The organism is Streptomyces sp. NPDC037401 (assembly GCF_055602345.1).
In genome coordinates, this window is the sequence record NZ_JBVJWO010000019.1 from 1 (window position 1) to 19695 (window position 19695).

Below are 19695 nucleotides of genomic sequence, written 5' to 3' on the forward strand. Positions count from 1 at the left end.
TCCTTCGTTCTTGCGTTTCCGACTCTATCAGATCTTTCCGACCCGATTTCCTCGGCGCTTTCCAGGTTCTCGCTTTCGCGTTTCCCTTTCCGGCGAGTCCGACTCTAGCAGCGTTTTTCTGTCTTCCGGACCACATCGCTCCGCAGACATGCGGAAAGAAGGGTGGTTCAAGATCAGCTGATAGGTGGGGTGCCCGCCGACCTCTGTTCACGCGGTGTTCACGTGGCACGGTCAGGCAGGACTTAAGACAGTACAGGCCCCGTGGTGCACGGGCAAATCGAATCAGGCGTATGGTCTAGTCCACTGGTCCCGTGACCACCGACTGCAAGGAACAGATCAGGCGGAACCGGGACTTCTCATGACTTACCCTTCTCAACGAGTACGCCGTCCAGGACAGACAGGGGCGGCGACACGTCGAAGCCCCACCCCTGGGAGGCCATCCATGACCACCGTGACGTCCCCACTTGCCGGGCGTGCCATCGGACTCGCGGCAGTGCCCGATCCGGTCTTCTCCGGCGCGATGGTGGGCCCGGGCACCGCCATCGACCCCGTGCGCGAGCCTTCCGAGGCGGTGGCCCCCGTCGACGGCGTGGTCGTCTCCCTCCACCCGCACGCGTACGTCGTCGTCGACCAGGCGGGGCACGGAGTGCTCACCCACCTCGGGATCGACACCGTCCAGCTCAACGGCGAGGGCTTCGAGCTCCTTGTCAACAAGGGCGACACCGTGACGCGCGGCCAGGCGATGATCCGCTGGAACCCCGTGGCCGTCGAGGCAGCCGGAAAGTCCCCCATTTGCCCGATCGTGGCCCTCGAGGCCACCGCGGACGCGCTCTCGGACCTCGCCGACGGCGATGTGAAGGCCGGAGACGCGCTCTTCAGCTGGGCCTGAGTGCCCTTCGCCGCTGGAGCGGCGCGATCGGACATCCATCGCGGCGTCGCAACCGCCGCACAATCGGAGACGGGTGAAATGGAGACAACGCTGCGAGGCGTCGGCGTGAGCCACGGTGTGGCGATCGGCGAGGTTCGGCACATGGGTACGGCGGTGCTGGAGCCGCCGACCAGGCAGATCGCCGCGGAGGAGGCGGAGCGCGAACAGGGGCGCGCCCGTCAGGCCGTGAGTGCGGTGGCCGCCGACCTGATCGCACGTGGCCAGCTGGCCGGTGGCGAGGCCCAGCACGTGCTCGAGGCCCAGGCGATGATCGCCGAGGATCCCGAGCTGATGGCGGACGTCGACCGGCGGATCGCCGTCGGCAGCACCGCCGAGCGCGGCGTGTACGACGCGTTCGCCGCCTACCGCGAGCTGCTCGCGGGCGCCGGCGAGTACATGGCGGGCCGGGTGGCCGACCTGGACGACGTGCGCAACCGGATCGTGGCGCGACTGCTGGGCGTGCCGATGCCGGGTGTCCCGGACAGCGACGAGCCGTACGTGCTGATCGCGCGGGACCTCGCGCCCGCGGACACCGCTCTGCTGGACCCGGCGCTCGTGCTCGGGTTCGTGACCGAGGAGGGCGGGCCGACCAGCCACAGTGCGATCCTCGCGCGGGCGCTGGGCGTGCCGGCCGTGGTGGCCCTGCCGGGTGCCGGTGAGCTGGCCGAGGGCACGGTCGTCGCCGTCGACGGCAGTACGGGCGAGATCTTCGTGGACCCGACTCCGGAGAAGCGGGCCGAGCTGGAGGCCGCGGCTGCCGCGCGCAAGGCCGCGCTGGCCGCGTCCTCGGGCCCGGGTGCCACCTCCGACGGGCACAAGATGCCGCTGCTGGCGAACGTCGGCGGCCCGGCGGACGTGCCCGCGGCGGTCGAGGCGGGTGCCGAGGGCGTGGGCCTGTTCCGCACCGAGTTCCTCTTCCTGGACGACAGCAAGAAGGCGCCGTCCGAGGAGAAGCAGTACGAGGCGTACCGCAAAGTGCTGGAGGCCTTCCCCGAGGGCCGGGTCGTGGTGCGGGTGCTGGACGCGGGGGCGGACAAGCCGCTGGACTTCCTGACGCCGGCGGACGAGCCCAACCCGGCGCTCGGTGTCCGTGGTCTGCGCTCGCTGCTGGACCACCCCGAGGTGCTCCGTACGCAGCTGACCTCGCTGGCGAAGGCTGCCGAGGGGCTGCCGGTCTACCTCGAGGTCATGGCGCCGATGGTGGCCGACCGCACCGATGCGAAGGCCTTTGCCGACGCGTGCCGGGCAGCCGGTCTGCAGGCGAAGTTCGGCGCGATGGTGGAGATCCCCTCCGCGGCTCTGCGTGCGCGCTCGATCCTCCAGGAGGTGGAGTTCCTGTCGCTGGGTACGAACGACCTGGCGCAGTACGCCTTCGCCGCCGACCGCCAGGTCGGTGCCGTCTCCCGCCTGCAGGACCCGTGGCAGCCGGCGCTGCTCGACCTGATCGCCATGTCGGCCGAGGCCGCCAAGGCCGAGGGCAAGAGCTGTGGTGTCTGTGGCGAGGCCGCCTCGGACCCGCTGCTGGCGTGTGTGCTGACGGGTCTGGGCGTGACCAGCCTGTCCATGGGTGCCGCCTCGATTCCTTACGTGCGCGCGACGCTGGCGAAGCACACGCTGGCGCAGTGCGAGCGTGCGGCGGCCGCGGCGCGTGCCGCGGACACCGCCGAGGAGGCCCGCGTGGCCGCGCAGGCGGTGCTGTCCGGAGAGTGATCCGGACCGTCGGCGGCCGTTGCGGCCGGTCCGGTGGATCCTGTCCCGGAGGGGCCCTTCGCCTGGTGGCGGAGGGCCCCTCCGGCCGTCTCCGGGCCGGGACCGCGGGCCGCTTCCCGCGGGGACTTCGGCCGGCGGCCGTCCGGGGTGCGCCGGCGGCCCGGTCAGTGGTGCGGCCCCGGTTCGTCGACGTCGTATCCCGGGCAGTATTCGACGCCGGGCTCCGGGGAGAGCAGGTCTCCGGTGTCGGCGTCGGTGCAGTAGGCGTTGAAGACCTCCGCCGCGGAGATCGGGACGAGGACGCCGCGGTCGAGGCGCCAGCCGTGGACCCGGTCGGCCCGGTCGGGCCCGGTGCTGCGGAGCACCACTCCCCCGGGCCGCTGCAGTGCCATGCCGACGGCGAGGACGGTGACGAAGTCCAGCCGGGCCTCGTCGCCGGCGTCCGTGTGGTGGGCCGCGACCAGCTGGTCGCCGTCGGCGGGGATGCTGCAGACCAGGTGGTGCGGGCCCGCTCCGGCTCCGTCGAGCAGCCGGTCCAGGACCCGGCCGGCCCGCTCGAACGAGCTGTGGCCGATGTCGGAGCCGCAGTCGGCGCAGGGGCCGACGCCCGCGAGGAGCAGGGTCGCGTACTCCCAGGTGGCCTGGCGGACGGACTCGTCGACGAGGAGCGGGACGAGGTCGTCCATCGGCCGGCCGTCGTACGGGACGGCGGGGCCGGTGCCGCCGAGGCCGGCGGTGAAGCGGGTGCGGGCGTCGGGTGTGTCGGGGTCGAGGCCGGAGTCCGCGCAGAATTCGGCGTACTCCTCGGGGTCGAACAGGGCGACCGTGGTGTGGATGCCCTGGGCCGCGAGGGACTTCAGGAGTCCGCCTACGTGGTGGAGGTAGGCGTCGTGGTCGTCGCCGCTGTCGAAGGGGAAGGTGCGGTAGCCGGTCATGGCCGCGAAATCGCCGGGGTCGGCGAGCAGGCCGACGGTGCCGGGCACTTCGCGGCGCAGCGTGCGCCTCAGGTGTGCCGTGTGCCGGGTGTGCTGCGTGTGTTCGGTGTGCGCCATGGTTCCCCCCGGATGCCGCGGTGGCGGAGTGCTGTCAGTGCTTACTCACCGTAATCGGCACCTCTGACATCGGGGCCGGGGGCGGGGTTCGTCGTACGAGTCGGTGCTGGGCGTGGCAAGTGGCGGCGAGGGCCGCGCCGAGGACGGCCCAGGCGAGCGGGCCGGCGGCGACGGACGCGGTGGCGATGAGCGGGCCGACACTGCGCTGGGCGGCGGCGGACAGGCCGTGGACGCCGAGGTAGGCGCCCTGGGCTTCGTCGGGTGCGAGGGCCAGGGACAGTTCCCAGGAGGCGGTGGCGTGGATCATCTCGGCGAAGGTGAGGGCGACCGCGGCGAGGCAGACCGCGGCGGTGGCGGTCCAGGCGTTGCCGAAGGCGGAGGCGGCCAGGGCCAGGCAGCCGAGCAGGTGGGTGGCGGCGAGGGGCCGCAGGAGGCCTCGGGCGGCTTCGGTGGTGGCTCCGAACCGGGCCAGGGGGACCTGGAGGCAGACGACGAGGACGTTGTTGAGGACCATGACCAGCGGGGCCAGGCCGGCGGGGGCGTCGGTGGCGTGGATGACCCACAGCGGGATGCCGACCTTGAAGATCGCGTCGTCGAGGAAGAGGACGGTCTCGGTGAGGGTGTAGAGGAGGTACGTGCGGTCGCGCCAGGGGCTGCGCGGGGTGGCGGGCCGTGCGGTGGCTGCGTGGGCGGTCGCGTTCTCGGCGGCGGCTGCCGCGGTGATGACGCGGGCGGCGGGGGACGGCGGTTCGGCGCAGCGCAGGGTGAGCAGGGCCATGGCGAGGTAGGAGAGGGCGTCGCCGAGCAGGAGGGCGCGGTAGGCGGTGACGGTGCCGACGGCGAGGGCCGCGGCGGCGGTGAGGCCGCCGAGGGCGTAGCCGACGTTCATGGCGGTGCGGGTGAGGGCCTGGTAGCGGGCGCGGTCGGGGCCGCTGATGCGGGCGGCGTAGAGCTTGGTGAGGACGTTGGCGGAGCGGTCCGCGAGGCTGCCGGCGGCGGAGTAGGCCAGGAGCAGCCAGAACTGCTGGGTGGTGAGGAGGGCGAGGGCGGCTGCACAGCGGAGCAGCTGGAGGCCGACGAGCAGGCGGGTGAGCGGGAGGCGGTCGGCGAGGAGGCCGCCGAGGGGGGCGCCGGCGATGCCCACGGCGCCGGCGATGCCGATGAGGAGGCCCACTTCGGCGATGCCGAGTCCGGCGACGGTGACGAAGTAGAGGGCGGCGGTACCGGCCCAGAATCCGGCGCCGATCTTGTCGACGAGGGAGATCACCAGCATCCGGCGGCCGTCGGGGCCTCCTGGTATGCGTGCGTGGAGTGCTGCCCTGCGGTCGTGGATGCCCACGTGCCCCCCTTGACGCGATTTTTGTGTTGATACATAATCCGGTACGTGACAACACAATATTCCTTCGCTGGTACGACCGCCAGGGAAATCGCGGGGTCCGTCGAGCGCGGCGTCGCCGGGGGCGAGCTGGTGCCGGGCACCGCGCTGCCTCCGGTGCGGCGGCTCGCGGACGAGCTGGGCGTCAGTCCCGGCACCGTCGCGACGGCCTACAAGGAACTGCGCCAGCGCGGGATCGTGGTGACGCGGGGCCGGGGCGGGACCGTCGTGGCCCACATGCCCGCAGTCGGTTCACGACGGCCGCCGCGGGTGCCCGACGGGCTGCGCGACCTGGCCGGCGGGCACCCCGACCCGGCGTTCCTGCCCGTACTGACCCCCCCGTCCGAGGTGTCGCCCGTCCACGGCTCGTACCGGGGCAGTCCCCGGCTGCCGGGGCTGGAGGAGCACGCCCGTGCGTGGTTCGCGCGGGACGGGGTGCCGGACGGGGCGGTCACCTTCGCGCACGGCGCCCTGGACTGCATCGCGCGCCTGCTGTCGACCGAGCTGAAGCCGGGCGACTCGGTGGCCGTGGAGGACCCGGGGTTCCACCACCTGCTCGACCTGGTGCCCGCACTGGGGCTGCGGATGGCGCCCGTGGCCGTCGACGAGGAGGGGATGCTCCCCGCCGAGCTGGGCCGGGCGCTGCGCGCCGGGGCGCGCGCGGTGGTGTGCAGCCCGCGGGCGCAGTGCCCGGTGGGCGGCCGGTTCACGGCGGGCCGGCGGGACGAGCTGCTGGCGGTGCTGGAGGAGTTCCCCGAGGTCCTGGTCGTCGAGGACGATCACAACGCCGACATCGCCGGGGTGCCGCTGCACTCGCTGACCACCGGCGGGCTGCCGCGCTGGGCGCACGTCCGGTCCGTCTCCAAGCACCTGGGGCCCGACCTGCGCTGGGCGGCGCTCGCCTGCGATCCCACCACGCTGGCCCGCCACGACGGGCGGCTGCTGATGACCTCCGGGTGGGTCAGCCGCATCCTGCAGGAGACGGTGGCCCGGGTGCTGGCCGATCCGGCCGCGCAGGTGCTGGTCGCGGGGGCCGGTACGGCGTACGCACAGCGGCGCGGCGCGCTGATCGGGGCGCTCGGGGCGTACGGCATCCCCGCGCACGGGATCAGCGGGCTCAGCGTGTGGGTGCCGGTGCGCGACGAGTCGGCCGTGGTGAACGGGCTGCGGACGCACGGCTGGTGGGTCGCGGCCGGGCAGCGGTTCCGGATCGGCAGCGCGCCGGCCGTACGGATCACGACCGCGGCGCTGGACGGGGCCGATGCGCAGCGGCTGGCCTCGGACTTCGCCGGGGTGCTGGGCGAGTCCGAGGCCACGTACGGCGGCTGACCGGGGCGGTCAGGCCTTGCGGGTGCGGGCGAGGTCCTCGTAGAAGCGGAGCAGGTCGAGGTTGTCGACCGAGCCGGGGTTGACGGCCTTGGCGAGCTCCGTGCCCTGGAGGAGGCGCTTGACGGGGACCTCGATGCGCTTGCCCGTGAGGGTGTGCGGGATGCCGGGGACCTCGATGATCTCGTCCGGGACGTGGCGCGGGGAGAGCTCTTCCCGGATGGTGCTCTTGATCCGGCCGATGAGGTCCTCGTCGAGGGCGGCCCCGGGGGCGAGGTGGACGAACAGCGGCATCCAGTAGCCGCCGTTCGGCTCCTCCAGGCCGATGACCAGGGACTCCTTGATCTCGGGGAGGCGTTCGACGGCCTCGTAGATGTCGGCGGAGCCCATCCGGACGCCCTGGCGGTTGAGCGTGGAGTCGGACCGGCCGTGGATGACGACGGAGCCGTGGTCGGTGATCGTGATCCAGTCGCCGTGGCGCCACACGCCGGGGAACATCTCGAAGTAGCTGTCGCGGTACCGGCTGCCGTCGGGGTCGTTCCAGAAGCGGATCGGCATGGAGGGCATGGGGTTGGTGACGATCAGCTCGCCGACCTCGCCGGTCAGGGGCTTGCCGGACGGGTCCCAGGACTGGAGGTCCGTACCGAGGCAGGCAGCCTGGAGCTCCCCGATGTGCACGGGGAGGGTGGGAACGGCGCCGGCGAAGCAGCTGCAGACGTCGGTGCCGCCGCTGACGGAGGCGATCCACAGGTCCTCGGCCACCTCGTCGTGCAGCCAGCGGAAGCCGTCGGGCGGGAGCGGGGAGCCGGTGGTGGCCACGCACTTCACGGCGGAGAGGTCGAAGTCACGGCCCGGGTGCACCTCGGCCTTCTTGCAGGCCATCACGTAGGCGGCGGAGGTGCCGTAGAGGGTGGCGCCGGTGCGCTCGGCGATGCGCCACTGGGCACCGGTGTCCGGGTAGCCGGGGCTGCCGTCGTAGAGGACGACGGTGGTGCCGGTGAGCAGGCCGGAGACGAGGAAGTTCCACATCATCCAGCCGGTGGAGGTGTACCAGAAGAACCGGTCCTCGGGGCCGAGGTCGCAGTGCAGGCCGATCTGCTTGAGGTGCTCGAGCAGGATGCCGCCCTGGGACTGGACGATCGCCTTGGGCAGGCCGGTGGTGCCGGAGGAGTAGAGCACCCAGAGCGGGTGGTCGAAGGGGACGGGCTCGAAGACCGGCTCGGTGTCCCCGGCGGTGAGCTCGGCCCAGGTCCGCGCGCCCTCGGGGGCCGCCGTGCCGAGCAGCGGGATGTGGACGACCGCGCGCAGGGAGGGCAGCTCGCGGCGGAGCTCGGCCACGGTGTCCGTACGGTCGTGCTGCTTGCCGCCGTAGCGGTAGCCGTCGACGGTGAAGAGGACCACGGGCTCGACCTGCTGAAAGCGGTCCAGGACGCTGCGGGCGCCGAAGTCGGGGGCGCAGGAGGTCCAGACGCCGCCGACGGCTGCGGTGGCGAGCAGGGCGACGACGGCCTCGGGGATGTTGGGCAGGTAGCCGCTGACCCGGTCGCCGGGGCGTACGCCGAGGGCGCGCAGCGAGGCTGCCAGCGCGCCCACCTGGCGGCGGAGCTCGGCCCAGGTCACGGGCACGGGCTCGTGGGTCTCGTCCACGCACAGCAGGGCGGGGTCGGCGGCGCGGGCCGGGTCCTCGGCGGCCCGCAGGGCGTGCTCGGCGTAGTTGAGGGTGGCCCCGGGGAACCAGCGGGCGCCGGGCATCTCGCGGGAGCCGAGCACCTCGTCGTACGGGGTGCCGAACCGTACGTCGAACCAGTCGGCGACCGCCCGCCAGAAGGTGTCCAGCTCGTCGACGGACCAGCGGTGCAGGGCCGCGTACCCGCCCGTGGCGGGGGCGCCGTGGCGTTCGGCGGCCCACTCCTGGAAACGGGTGACCGCGGCGGCGGCGATCCGGTCGGGTCCGGGCGACCACAAGGGCTGCGGCGTTGCTGAGGTCATGGGGTCGGCTCCCAGGGTCTGCGGCTCTGCGCTTCGTGTGCGTACGGTGCCATTGCGCGAGGGGTGGGCGCGCGGCGGCTCACAGGGACCATGCCATGTGATCGTCTTCCGCACCAGAGTCATCAACGACAGGCAGAAGCGGTCCGAGTGTGGGTGAACGCCAGCTGAACGCACCCCGCTGACCAGGGTCGCAATGGCAGGGTGATCGCCATGGACGCTCGGGGACTGGTGCGAACGGTGAAGGACTTCGGATCGGTGCGCGGACTGCGCGCCTGGCGCGCGGCATGGCGCCGGGCGCGCGCCGATGCGGCGGCGCTGCCCCCGCGCGGCGCCGAGCGCGCCCGGGTGCCGGGGCGGCTGACCGGCGCGGATCCGATGCCCGGCGGCGGGGTGGTGCACTTCGCGCGTTCGGAGCTGCGGGTGCTCGTCGCGGCGGGCGGGGCGGTGTTCTGGGGCTGGGACGGGGCCGGGCCGACGCCGTCGTACGGGCTGGCGGGCGCGGCGCCCGAGCCGGACGGCCGGGCGGTGCTGGAGCCGGACACGGACGGCGGCTGGCGGGTGGTCTCGGAACGGGTCACGGTGGCGGTGTCCCGCCACGGCGCGGTGGAGGTGCGTACTCCGGGCGGGGCGGTGCTGCGCCGGGAGCTGCCGCCGCGCTGGTGGGAGCCGGTGTCGGGGGACGGCGGGGCGCGCTGGGTGCAGCGGGCGGAGGTGGCGGCCGACGCGCGGTTCTTCGGGCTGGGCGGGCGGGCGGCGGGGCCGCGGCTGCGGGACGGGGTGTACCGGCTGTGGAACACCGATCCGAAGGGCGGCTTCGCGCCCGGCGACGATCCCCTCTACATCACGATGCCGGTGCAGCTGGTGGTCGCCGATGCGGGGACGCACCTGGTGTTCCACGACAACACCTGGGACGGGCGGGTGACGCTGCGGGAGGGCGAGGAGGGGGCGGGCTCGGGGCCGGACCGGGCGGGCACGTGCGAACTGCGGATGGACGGCGGGCCGCTGCGCACCTGGGTGCTGGTCGGTACGCCGGCCCGGGTGCTGCAGGGCTGGGCGGCCCTCACCGGCGGCGCGGCGGTGCCGCCGTCGTGGGCGCTGGGGCACCAGCACGCGCGCTGGGGCTTCGGCAGCGAGGCGGAGGTGCGGCGGGTCGCCGACGGGTACCGCTCGCACGGGCTGCCGCTGGCCGCGCTGCACCTGGACATCGACCACTACGACGGGCACCGGGTGTTCACGGTCGACCGGGAGCGGTTCCCGCAACTGCCCGCGCTGGCCGCCGAGCTGCGGGCGCGGGGCGTGCGCCTGGTGTCGATCGTCGATCCCGCGGTGAAGGCGGAGGAGGGCGATCCGCTGTACGAATCGGGGCGTGCGGCGGGGGCGTTCGTACGGGACGCGCAGGGGCGGGAGGTGCGGGGGGTGGTCTGGCCGGGCGTGTGCGCGTATCCGGACTTCACGCATCCGCCGGTGCGTGCGTGGTGGGGCGATCAGTACGCGGAGCGGCTGGCGGAGGGGTTCTCCGGGGTCTGGCACGACATGAACGAGCCGGTGTCCTTCGCGCCGTTCGGGGACATGACCCTGCCGCGTTCGGCGCGCCACGCGCTGGACGGGGAGAGCGGCGACCACCGGGCGGCGCACAACGTCTACGCGCTGTCGATGGCCCGCGCCGGGTACGAGGCGCTGGTGCGGCTGCGGCCGCAGGAGCGGCCGTTCCTGTTCTCCCGCTCGGGGTGGGCGGGGATGCAGCGGTACGGCGGGACCTGGTCGGGGGACGTGGAGAGCAGCTGGCCGGGGCTGCGGGCGTCGCTGGCGCTGGTGCTGGGGCTGGGGCTGTGCGGGGTGCCGTACTCCGGTCCGGACGTGGGCGGTTTCGGCGGCTCGCCCTCCCCCGAGCTGTATCTGCGGTGGTTCCAGCTGGGGGCGTACCTGCCGCTGTTCCGTACGCACGCGGCGATCTGGGCGGGGCGGCGGGAGCCGTGGGAGTTCGGGCCGGAGGTGCTGGAGAACGCGCGGGAGGTGCTGGCCGAACGCGAACGGCTGCGGCCCTACTTCGTGACGCTGGCGCAGCTTGCGAGGCGGACCGGGGCGCCGTACGTCCGGCCGCTGTGGTGGGGGGCTCCGGAGGACCGTGCGCTGCGGGACTGCGAGGACGCGTTCCTGCTGGGGGACGCGCTGCTGGTGGCTCCGGTGCTGGAGTGCGGGGCGGACCGGCGGGCGGTGCGGCTGCCGAGGGGGCGCTGGTACGACACGGCGACGGGGGCGGCGTACGAGGGGCCGGGGCAGGTGCTGCTGGATGCGCCGGTGGGGCGGATCCCGGTGCTGGCGCGGGCGGGGGCGGTGCTGCCGGTGCGCAGGGGCGGCGCTTCCGGGGAGGGGGCGGGCGGCGCTTCCGCTGCGGGGGGCGGCATGGACGTCCCGGACGGGCTGGAGCTGGAGGTGTGGGCGCCGGCGCTGGGGCGCACCGGGGGCGGGCTGCTCATACGGGACCCGGGGGACGGCTGGGAGCAGCCCCCGGTGGAGCGGTTCGTGACGCGGTGGCGGGACGGGCGGCCGGTGGTGGAGCGGGAGGACGGCTCGCCGGTGGGGCTGCCGGTACGGATGCGGGGGGTCTAGGACGTCGCGCTCCGGTGGGTGTAGGCGCCGGAGAACCAGGCTGCGGCGGCTCGGGTGTGGAGGGGGAAGGCCAGGTCCGCCGGGGCGTGGAGGAGGTGCCAGCCGGTGGTTTCGCCGGTGGGGACCGAGGGCGGGAGTGCGGCGGCCGGCCGGGGCGGGAGGAGGCCGAAGACGAGGAGGTGGCCGGCCGGGGAGCTCAGGACGTCGGCGAGGGTCACGTCGGCAGCGGGGGCCTCGATGCCGGTCTCTTCGCGCAGTTCGCGGACGACGGCGTCCCGCCAGTCCTCGCCGTGGTCAACGAAGCCGCCGGGGAGGGCGACGCCGCCGCGGGCCGGTTCGATGGTGCGGGTGATGACGGTGAGTCCGGTGTGCCCGCTGTCGTCGGTGACGGGGAGCAGGGCGACGGCGACCGGGAGCGGGTTGCGGTAGCCGACGGCGCCGCAGCCGGGGCAGGTCCGCGGCCAGGCCGTGGTGCCGTAGGGGGCTCCGCAAGCGGAGCAGTGCGAGTCCTTCACGGGTGCTGACACCCGGCGATGGTAGACGAAGGGGCGTGAGGATGACGGTCGTTGCCCTGGTCGCACTCGTCGCCGCGCTGGTTCCGGCGCAGCCGTCCCCGCTGGTCGACCTGCGGGAGGTGGATCCGTCGGTGCTGCGTGACATGCGCTATGCCACGGTGCGCAATTTCACCGGGGGCCGTGTGGAGGGGTACGAGGAGCCGGTGTGCCTGCTGGCCCGTCCGGCGGCGCGGGCGCTGCGGCGAGCGCAGCGGGTGCTGCTGCGGCAGGGGTACTCGTTGAAGGTGTACGACTGCTACCGGCCGCAGCGGGCGGTCGACCGGTTCGTGCGGTGGGCGGCGGAGCCCGAGGATCCGCGCGTCCGGGCGGAGTTCCATCCGCGGGTGCCCAAGTCGCGGCTGTTCGCCGAGGGGTACATCGCCGAACGGTCCGGGCACAGCCGGGGCAGTACGGTCGACGTGACGCTCGTGCGGCTGCCGGGGCGGGTGCGGGGGGCCGTGGAGGGGGCCGCCGGGCCGTGTGACGGGCCGGCGGAGCTGCGGTCGGCGGACAGCTCGGTGGACATGGGGACGGGCTTCGACTGCTTCGATCCGCTGGCGCACACCGACTCCGCCGATCCGCGGATCGGCCGTGCGCAGCGGGCGCACCGGGAGTTGCTGCGGAGTGCGCTGGGCGCGCAGGGGTGGGTGAACCTGCCCCAGGAGTGGTGGCATTTCACACTGCAACCCGAAGTGTTTCCGCATACCCATTTCGACGTCCCGGTCAGTACCCGGACGGGCCGGTGGTGAGTACCGTGCGGGCATGACTGAGCGGACTTTCGGATCGTACGAAGAATTCTGGCCGTACTACGTCGCCATGCACTCCCGCGCCGCCACCCGCTGGGTGCACCTGGCCGGCACGCTGACCGGTCTCGCGGTCACCGTGTACGGGCTGTCCCGCGGCCGCGGGCGCTATGCGGCCGCGCTGCCGCTGATCGGCTACGCCACCGCCTGGCCCGCGCACTTCTTCATCGAGGGGAACAACCCGGCGACCTTCGGGCATCCCGCGTGGTCGCTGCGCGGGGACGCGCAGATGATCCGGATGATGCTGACCGGGCGGGACGCCGAGCTTGCGGAGACGGCCTCCAAGTGGCTCGCCGAGAACGACCGCCCCGTGGCAGACTTCTGACGTTCCGTCAGATATCTCTGCCCTGGAGGGGTCGTGGCGCGCACACGCACACCGGTGGTGACCGGGTGGTTCACGAGCACAGCCGAGGACGAGGGCGGGAAGGAGCCCGCGGGCGGCGGCGAGTTCCGGCTGCTGGGGACGCGCTGCTCGGCCTGCGGCTGCACGTTCTTCCCGCGCGAGGACGACTTCTGCCGCAATCCCCGCTGCTCCGGCGGGGAGTTGGCACAGGTGCCGCTCTCCCGGCGCGGCCGGGTCTGGTCCTACACGGACGGCCGCTACCGGCCGCCGGCACCGTACGTGTCCGACCCGGACGCGCCCTGGGAGCCGTACACGCTGGTGGCCGTGGAGCTGGAGGCCGAGCGGATGGTGGTGCTGGGCCAAGCGGCTCCGGGGGTGACGGTGGCGGACCTCGCGGTCGGGATGGCCGTCGAGGTGGTGCCGGGCGTGCTGAACGAGGACGCCGGAACCGTCTGGACCACCTGGCACTTCAGGCCCGTCGCGGAGGAGAGGCGGTGAGCGCCGACGTCGCGGTCCTCGGGGCCGGGATGCATCCGTGGGGCAAGTGGGGGCGGAGCTTCGTGTCGTACGGGACGGCCGCCGCGCGGGCCGCGCTCGCGGACGCCGGGCTGGACTGGACGGACGTGCAGTCCGTGGTCGGCGCGGACACCGTGCGCGGCGGCTACCCCGGATACGTCGCCGGGGCGACCTTCGCGCGGGCCCTCGGGTGGCAGGGTGCCCGGGTGACCAGTGTGTACGCGGCGTGCGCATCGGGGGCCCAGGCGGTGGGCGCGGCCCGGGCGCAGATCCTGGCGGGGCTCGCGGACGTGGTGCTGGTGGTGGGTGCGGACGCGGCGCCCAAGGGCTTCTTCGCCCCGGCCGGCGGCGAGCGGCCCGACGACCCGGACTGGCTGCGCTTCCGGGTGCTGGGGGCCACGAATCCGGCGTACTTCGCGCTGTACGCACGGCGACGCATGGCACTGTACGGTGACACGTCACACGACTTCGCGCTGGTCAAGGTGAAGAACGCGGCAGCCGGTGCGCTCAACCCGCTCGCCCGCTACCGCAAGCCCGTCTCGGCCGACGACGTGGCGGCCTCCGCCGTCGTCGCCGACCCCCTGCGCCTGCTCGACATCTGCGCGACCTCGGACGGCGCCGCGGCCCTCGTGCTCACCAGCATGGACTTCGCGCGCTCCCGCGGGGTGCCGGACCCGGTGCGGATCCGGGCGGTCTCCACCGTCACGCCCACCTACCCCCGGACCGTGCTCGACCTCCCCGACATCGCCACCGACTCGGCGGCGGTCGTGGAGCCGGACCCCCACGGCTTCCGCTCCGCCCTCGCCCGGGCGGCGTACGAGGAAGCCGGGCTCGACCCCGCGGACCTCTCCCTCGCCGAGGTGTACGACCTGTCCACCGCGCTGGAGCTGGAGTGGTACGAGGACATCGGCCTGTGCGCCGAAGGCGAGGGCGCGAAGCTGGTCCGCGAGGGCGCGACGGCGCTCGGCGGCCGCATCCCCGTCAACGCCAGCGGCGGTCTCGCGTCCTTCGGCGAAGCGGTGCCGGCGCAGGCGATCGCGCAGGTCTGCGAGCTCACCTGGCAGCTGCGCGGGACGGCGGGAGAACGCCAGGTCACGGGCGCGCGCGCCGGAATCACGGCGAACCAGGGGCTGTTCGGCCACGGCTCGGCCGTCGTCGCGGTCCGCTGACCGGCCGCGCAAATCGGGGTGTTCCCCTGCGCGGGTGCTTGACGGCCCTTCACGGCAGGTGAACACTGCCTCCACAGTCCGCGTACCCACTCCGGGCACGCGGCTTCCCGGCCCCCCACGAGAGCCGCGGCCCGTACCCCAGTCGGCGGGGGTACGGGCCGCCTCCGTGCCCGCTCAGACGCGGGCGGGCCGGCGCCGGGCACGGGCCAGTGACATGGCGTGCTCGACCACTCCGACCAGCACCTCCTTGACGGACTCCCGGGCGCGGGCGTCGCACAGCACGAGCGGGACGTGCGGATCGAGGTCCAGGGCCCGGCGGACCGCCGCGGCGGGGTGCCGGTCGGCGCCGTCGAAGCAGTTGACCGCCACGAGGAACGGTATGTCGCGCCGCTCGAAGTAGTCGACGGCCGCGAAGCAGTCCTCCAGCCGGCGGGTGTCGGCGAGGACCACCGCGCCGAGCGCGCCCTGGGCGAGCTCGTCCCACAGGAACCAGAAGCGGTCCTGGCCGGGCGTCCCGAAGAGGTACAGGACGAGGTCCTCGCGCAGGGTGATCCGGCCGAAGTCCATCGCCACCGTCGTGGTCTTCTTGGCCTCGACTCCCCCGGTGTCGTCCACCGGGCGCCCCGCCTCCGAGAGGCGTTCCTCGGTGCGCAGCGGCCTGATCTCGCTGACCGCGCTGACGAGGGTGGTCTTGCCCACCCCGAAGCCGCCCGCGACCAGGATCTTGAGGGTCAGGGGTTCGACGGGCGGTGCCGTCGTGCCGGTGCCGCCGACGGCGGTGAGCCGGCTAGAGCGCCCGAAGGCCATCGATCACCTCACGGAGTATGGATTCGTCCGGCAGTTCGGCCGGGGGGACCGGCCGGGTCACGTGGACCAGCTCGTCCTCGGCCAGGTCGCCGACGAGCACCCGCACCACCCCGATGGGCAGGTCCAGTTCGGCCGCGAGCTCGGCGACCGACTGGGGCCGGGAGATGCACAGGCCGAGGATGTCGACGTGTTCCGGGGACAGCGTCTGGTCCCAGACCGGGTCCGAGGCCGCCGGCTCCGCGACGACCAGGGCGATCAGGTCGAGGCGGTGCCCGCCGATGCTGCTGGTCCGGCCGCGGGTCATGGCGTACGGGCGGACGACCGGTCCCGCGTCGTCGTCGAACCAGTGCGCGGGGTCGGGACCGGCGGGATCCGCGGGTGCCGGAGCGTCCCCGCGGGGGGCGGAATCCACCGGAGTGGCGGATTCCGGAGAGTGGACGGAGTCCGGGTACTGCTCGTGGACCCCGTCCTGGCCTGATGCGCTCATGCCGACCGACTCACCCTCCGGCAGGCAGTCCGGAGCGCGGAGCGGTCGCCAGGTGGTCGCCCACCCGCTTGACCATCAGGGTCATCTCGTAGGCGACCTGACCCACGTCGGAGTCGGCGTCGGCCAGGACGGCCAGGCAGCTGCCGTCACCGGCGGCCGTGACGAACAGGAACGCCTCGTCGAGCTCGACGACGGTCTGGCGGACCTTGCCGGCGTCGAAGTGCCGGCCCACGCCCTTGGCCAGGCTGTGGAAGCCGGACGCCACGGCGGCCAGGTGCTCGCTGTCCTCGCGGGTCAGCGCCTTCGACGCGCCGGTCGGGAGCCCGTCGCCGGAAAGGACCAGCGCCTTGCTGATGCTGCCGACCCGGTCGACCAGCTCGTCCAGGAGCCAGTTGAGGCGGCCGGAACCCCGGCCCGTGGCGTCGTGCGCTGTGGTCTGCGGTTCGGTCATCGACCGTCCCCCTCCGGTGTGGTTCGTGGTGCGTCGCGGCCTTCGGTACGGCCTTCGGTATGACGTGTGGTGCGGTCTTCGACGGGGCCGTGGTCAGGGCCTTCGCCGAGGCCTTCGTTCTGCCGGCGGGCGGCCGTCCAGCCGCGCTGGAGCGCGGACATCCGGCTGCGTACCTGTTCTGCGTCCCGGTCGTCCACCGGGCCGCGGTCCCCGGCCGGCGCCGGGCCGTCCTTGAGCTGCGGTGCCAGGCTCGCCTGCCGGACCCGGCGGGGCAGCCCGCCGGGCGCGGGCGCCGTGCCCTCGCGGCCGTCGCCGGCGTCCGCGGCCTCCTCGCGGGAGGGCTGCGGTACCACGGCCACCGGGCGGGCTCCGACCCGCCGGCCGTGGTCCGCGACGAGCGTCGGGGTGCGGCGGCGGCGCGGGAGCGGGACGGGGGCGCCGGGGGCGGGGCGGCCCGCGTCGGTGCGGGCGCCTTCGTGGCGCGCGCTCTCCAGGCGGACCGGCCCGGTGGGCGGCAGTCCGGCCGATTCCCGGGTGCCGAGCAGCCCGCCCCGCGGGTGCCCGGTGCCGTCGAGGCCCGGGAGCGGACCGAGGATGTCCGGGTCGGCCAGGCCGGCGGCCGCGTCGACGGGCTCCGGGGTGCCGGAGCCGAGGCTGCCCACGCTCTCCAGGCCGTGCGCGCCGATCGGCGCCTCCAGCTCGACGGGGCCGTCGATCGGGCCGTGGAGGACCGGGGACGGGCCGGTGAGCTCCTGGGCGGGGATGCCGGTGAGGCCGGGCCGGCGGGGAGAAGAAGCGATTCCGCGCACACCGGGGGGCGCGCTGCGGGCGGTGCGGTCGGGTCCGTCGAGGCGGAAGCCGACGCCGTTGGTGTCGGGGGCCTCGGTCAGCAGGGCCGCGGGCAGGAAGACGACGGCGGTGGTGCCGCCGTACGGGGAGGGCTGGAGGGAGACCCGGACGGCGTGGCGCTGCGCGAGGCGGCTAACGACGAACAGGCCGAGCCGGTCGGTGTCGGAGAGCTCGAACTCGGGGGTCTCGGCGAGCCGCAGGTTGGCGTCGAGCAGTGCGTCGGGGGTCATGCCGAGGCCGCGGTCGTGGATCTCCAGGGTGAAGCCGTTCGCCACGCGCTCGCCGTGCACCTGGACGGCGGTGTGCGGGGGCGAGAACACCGTGGCGTTCTCGAGCAGTTCGGCGACGAGGTGGGTGACGTCGGCGACCGCGGGGCCCGTGATGCCGAGCCGGGGCAGGCGCCGGACCTCGATGCGCTCGTAGTCCTCGACCTCGGCGACGGCGGCGCGTACGACGTCCATCAGCTGGACGGGCTTGCGCCACTGGCGGGAGGGCGCCGCGCCGGAGAGGATCACGAGGCCCTCGGCGTGCCGGCGCATGCGGGTGGTCATGTGGTCGAGGCGGAAGAGGTCCGCGAGCTCCTCGGCGTCCTCGACGCGGCGCTCCATGGTGTCGAGGAGGGTGAGCTGACGGTGCAGCAGGACCTGGTTGCGGCGGGCGAGGTTGACGAACACCTCGGCGACCCCGCGGCGCATCTCGGCCTGTTTGACGGCGGCTTCGACGGCGGCGCGCTGGAGGGTGTTGAGGGCGTGGCCGACCTGGCCGACCTCGTCCTTCTCGTACTCGAGGCGCGGGGCTTCGGTCTCCACATCGACCTGCTCGCCGGCGGCGAGGCGCCGCATGACGGCGGGCAGGCGCACGCCGGATGCCTCGTGGGCCTCCTTGCGCAGCCGGGAGAGGTCGCGGACCAGCTCGCGGCCGATGCGGACCGAGAGGAAGACGGACAGGCCGAGGGCGAGGAAGCCGAGGACGCCGGCGACGGCCGCCTTCACGAACACGTCGCGGGCCAGCGGTGCGACGCGCTCCTGGTAGCGGTCGCCGGCGCCGGTGCCCATCCCCGCGAGGTCGTCGAGCACCTTGTCGGCGGTCGCGTCCCACTGGGCGGCCGTGACGGCTCGCGGGTGCCGGGTGGCGCCCTGGGCGATGAACTTCTCCTCGGCGTCGCGCAGCGGCTGGGTCACCGGGCCGCGCCAGTACTGCTCGAACAGCTCGCGGTCGGAGGCCGGGAGGGTGGTGAGGTTGAACTCGTAGAGCAGGGTGCGGTGGGCGACGTAGTCGGAGACGAGGCGGGCGTCCTCGACGCTGACGCTGCGGGCGGCGAGGGCGGCGGCCATGACGGCGTCCTGGCGGGAGAGCGTCTCGCGGGCCCGGGTGATCCCGACGAGGGCGCGGCCCTGCTTGTCCATCTCCACGTCCTCGAGGCCGTGGAGGTTCATGAGGAAGGTGTAGCAGGGGTCGACCAGGCGGTTGTAGAGCTCCAGCGCCTGGGCGGGCTCCAGTTCGGTGCGGTCGACCGAGCCGCGCAGGGAGTCGATGCCCTCGAAGGCCTCGAGGATGGAGTGGAGGCGGGCCGTGGCGGCGGGCGAGAGCTCGTCGGTGACCTCGGGGTCGAGCGCGCGGACGCGGATGGACTTGACCATCCGGTCGGTGGCCTCGCGGCGGCTGGTGAGTTCGGCGGCCGCCTGGGAGGCGCGGGGGTCGCCCAGCAGGACGAGCGTCTGGCGGCGTTCCTTCTGGATGACGCGTACGGCGTCCTCGATGGGGTAGCCGACCTTTTCGATGACGTAGGCGACATCGAGGAGTTGGGCCGCCTCGCGGCCCGTGATGACGGTGGCGAAACCCCAGAGGGCGGTGAGGGAGACGAGCGGCACGATCAGCAGCGCCACGATCTTCCGGCGGATGGACTTCCCGCGAAAGCGCATGGCCTCCCCCAGCTCAACCCCCGGGCTCGGGGTCGGTGTTCCGTCAATAAACGGCGTGAGCCTACTACTGCCTCAGAACCAACTCGAAGGCACGTCCGGAAGTTTTCAGCCTCCGCAGTGGACGAAGATCACCAGTTATCCGATACTTCCGGTCAAGGGCGGCCCGAAATGTGGCACATGACACCTCGTGGGGTCTCGGTTCCCGGGATGGGACGGATGGCTGGAACTGTTCGTTCCACGGGAATCACCGGCGGCTGTCGTTCGTCTTTCTGTACAGAGCGGCGTGGGGAGCCGCGTGGTGGGGAGTGAGCGGACCATGGGCAGCGAGCAGTACGGATACCAGAGCGGCGCAGCGTTCGGGTACGGCTTCCGGGACGGGTCGGCGGACGAGGGTCCGCGGCCGCTGTGGGTGGAGGAGCCGGCGGGCCGGCGCAGGCTGCCGGATCCCGTCCGGGAGGCCGCGGTGCGCGCCGTGCTGCTGGTCGCGGTGACCCTCATACAGTCGACGGTCACCTTCTACCTCGCGGTCACCGGATCGTGGCTGGCCTTCCCGATGGTGCTGGGGTCGGTCGCGGCGACGATGGTCGCGACGTGGGGCGTGCTCGACGTGTGGGTCACCCGGCAGATGTGGAACCAGCGGTACGGCGTGGTGTCGGTGCCGAGCAGTACGGCGCGCCGGCTGCGGCGGGAGCGCCGCAGGGCCCGGCGGGCCGCCCGGATACGGCAACGCGGCGGCCGGCTGAAGGAAGCCTGACCGCCGCGGCGCCGTCCGCCCGGCTCGGCTCGGCCCGGTGTGAGCCGGGC

17 protein-coding genes are annotated in these 19695 nt (G+C 73.8%); 9 read left to right on the forward strand and 8 right to left on the reverse strand.

Going from position 1 to position 19695, the window contains the following annotated elements:
- Positions 1–442 precede the first annotated feature (442 nt).
- Entirely contained in the window at positions 443–889 is a 447-nt protein-coding gene (locus tag ACZ7H1_RS21370; protein WP_470788681.1) for a PTS sugar transporter subunit IIA, read from the forward strand.
- A 78-nt stretch (positions 890–967) separates the two neighbouring features.
- Positions 968–2638: a phosphoenolpyruvate--protein phosphotransferase gene (gene ptsP, locus ACZ7H1_RS21375; protein ID WP_470788683.1), complete on the forward strand. Its 1671-nt coding sequence runs from the start codon at positions 968–970 to the stop codon at positions 2636–2638.
- A gap of 164 nt (positions 2639–2802) precedes the next feature.
- On the opposite strand, the gene ACZ7H1_RS21380 is transcribed toward ptsP, so the two are convergent.
- Positions 2803–3690: a hypothetical protein gene (locus ACZ7H1_RS21380; protein ID WP_470788685.1), complete on the reverse strand. Its 888-nt coding sequence runs from the start codon at positions 3688–3690 to the stop codon at positions 2803–2805.
- Between the two features lie 34 nt (positions 3691–3724).
- A complete protein-coding gene (locus ACZ7H1_RS21385) occupies positions 3725–5029 on the reverse strand; it encodes an MFS transporter (RefSeq protein ID WP_470788686.1) in 1305 nt (434 codons plus the stop codon).
- A 45-nt stretch (positions 5030–5074) separates the two neighbouring features.
- On the opposite strand from ACZ7H1_RS21385, the gene ACZ7H1_RS21390 reads away from it, so the two are divergent.
- The gene (locus ACZ7H1_RS21390; protein WP_470788688.1) at positions 5075–6394 is read left to right on the forward strand and encodes a GntR family transcriptional regulator; all 1320 of its coding nucleotides are present in this window, start codon (positions 5075–5077) and stop codon (positions 6392–6394) included.
- A 9-nt stretch (positions 6395–6403) separates the two neighbouring features.
- On the opposite strand, the gene ACZ7H1_RS21395 is transcribed toward ACZ7H1_RS21390, so the two are convergent.
- A complete protein-coding gene (locus ACZ7H1_RS21395) occupies positions 6404–8380 on the reverse strand; it encodes an acetoacetate--CoA ligase (protein WP_470788690.1) in 1977 nt (658 codons plus the stop codon).
- 210 nt (positions 8381–8590) lie between these two features.
- Between ACZ7H1_RS21395 and ACZ7H1_RS21400 the strand changes: the two genes are divergently transcribed.
- Positions 8591–10990, forward strand: a complete 2400-nt coding sequence (locus ACZ7H1_RS21400; RefSeq protein ID WP_470788692.1) for a glycoside hydrolase family 31 protein — start codon at positions 8591–8593, stop codon at positions 10988–10990.
- On the opposite strand, the gene ACZ7H1_RS21405 is transcribed toward ACZ7H1_RS21400, so the two are convergent.
- A complete protein-coding gene (locus tag ACZ7H1_RS21405; RefSeq protein ID WP_470788694.1) occupies positions 10987–11517 on the reverse strand; it encodes an NUDIX domain-containing protein in 531 nt (176 codons plus the stop codon). The genes ACZ7H1_RS21400 and ACZ7H1_RS21405 overlap by 4 nt on opposite strands.
- A gap of 29 nt (positions 11518–11546) precedes the next feature.
- Here ACZ7H1_RS21405 and ACZ7H1_RS21410 point away from each other — a divergent pair, with 29 nt between their 5' ends.
- Genes ACZ7H1_RS21410 through ACZ7H1_RS21425 form a run of 4 tightly spaced genes read left to right on the forward strand, consistent with a single transcriptional unit; the run spans position 11547 to position 14375 of the window.
- Positions 11547–12293, forward strand: coding sequence for a M15 family metallopeptidase (locus ACZ7H1_RS21410; RefSeq protein ID WP_470788696.1), 747 nt, complete (start codon positions 11547–11549; stop codon positions 12291–12293).
- A gap of 13 nt (positions 12294–12306) precedes the next feature.
- Positions 12307–12672 (forward strand): Mpo1-like protein, encoded by a 366-nt coding sequence (locus tag ACZ7H1_RS21415; protein ID WP_470788698.1) that lies wholly within the window; start codon positions 12307–12309, stop codon positions 12670–12672.
- Between the two features lie 33 nt (positions 12673–12705).
- Positions 12706–13188 carry a Zn-ribbon domain-containing OB-fold protein gene (locus ACZ7H1_RS21420; protein ID WP_470788700.1) on the forward strand — a complete coding sequence of 161 codons (483 nt, stop codon included), beginning with the start codon at positions 12706–12708 and terminating at the stop codon, positions 13186–13188.
- Complete coding sequence (locus tag ACZ7H1_RS21425; RefSeq protein ID WP_470788702.1) at positions 13185–14375, forward strand: lipid-transfer protein; 1191 nt, start codon at positions 13185–13187, stop codon at positions 14373–14375. The genes ACZ7H1_RS21420 and ACZ7H1_RS21425 overlap by 4 nt, the downstream gene beginning before the upstream one ends.
- Positions 14376–14549: 174 nt before the next feature.
- Here ACZ7H1_RS21425 and ACZ7H1_RS21430 read toward each other — a convergent pair whose 3' ends face one another.
- From ACZ7H1_RS21430 to ACZ7H1_RS21445, 4 genes are read right to left on the reverse strand one after another with little or no spacing between them, the layout of a single operon-like run.
- Complete coding sequence (locus ACZ7H1_RS21430) at positions 14550–15182, reverse strand: GTP-binding protein (RefSeq protein ID WP_470788704.1); 633 nt, start codon at positions 15180–15182, stop codon at positions 14550–14552.
- Positions 15163–15669 (reverse strand): DUF742 domain-containing protein, encoded by a 507-nt coding sequence (locus ACZ7H1_RS21435; protein ID WP_470788706.1) that lies wholly within the window; start codon positions 15667–15669, stop codon positions 15163–15165. Before ACZ7H1_RS21435 ends, ACZ7H1_RS21430 begins: the two co-directional genes overlap by 20 nt.
- Positions 15670–15679: 10 nt before the next feature.
- Positions 15680–16120 carry a roadblock/LC7 domain-containing protein gene (locus ACZ7H1_RS21440; RefSeq protein WP_470788707.1) on the reverse strand — a complete coding sequence of 147 codons (441 nt, stop codon included), beginning with the start codon at positions 16118–16120 and terminating at the stop codon, positions 15680–15682.
- The gene (locus ACZ7H1_RS21445) at positions 16117–18891 is read right to left on the reverse strand and encodes a sensor histidine kinase (protein ID WP_470788709.1); all 2775 of its coding nucleotides are present in this window, start codon (positions 18889–18891) and stop codon (positions 16117–16119) included. The genes ACZ7H1_RS21440 and ACZ7H1_RS21445 overlap by 4 nt, the downstream gene beginning before the upstream one ends.
- Positions 18892–19207: 316 nt before the next feature.
- On the opposite strand from ACZ7H1_RS21445, the gene ACZ7H1_RS21450 reads away from it, so the two are divergent.
- Positions 19208–19645 carry a hypothetical protein gene (locus ACZ7H1_RS21450; protein ID WP_470788710.1) on the forward strand — a complete coding sequence of 146 codons (438 nt, stop codon included), beginning with the start codon at positions 19208–19210 and terminating at the stop codon, positions 19643–19645.
- Positions 19646–19695: the final 50 nt, after the last annotated feature.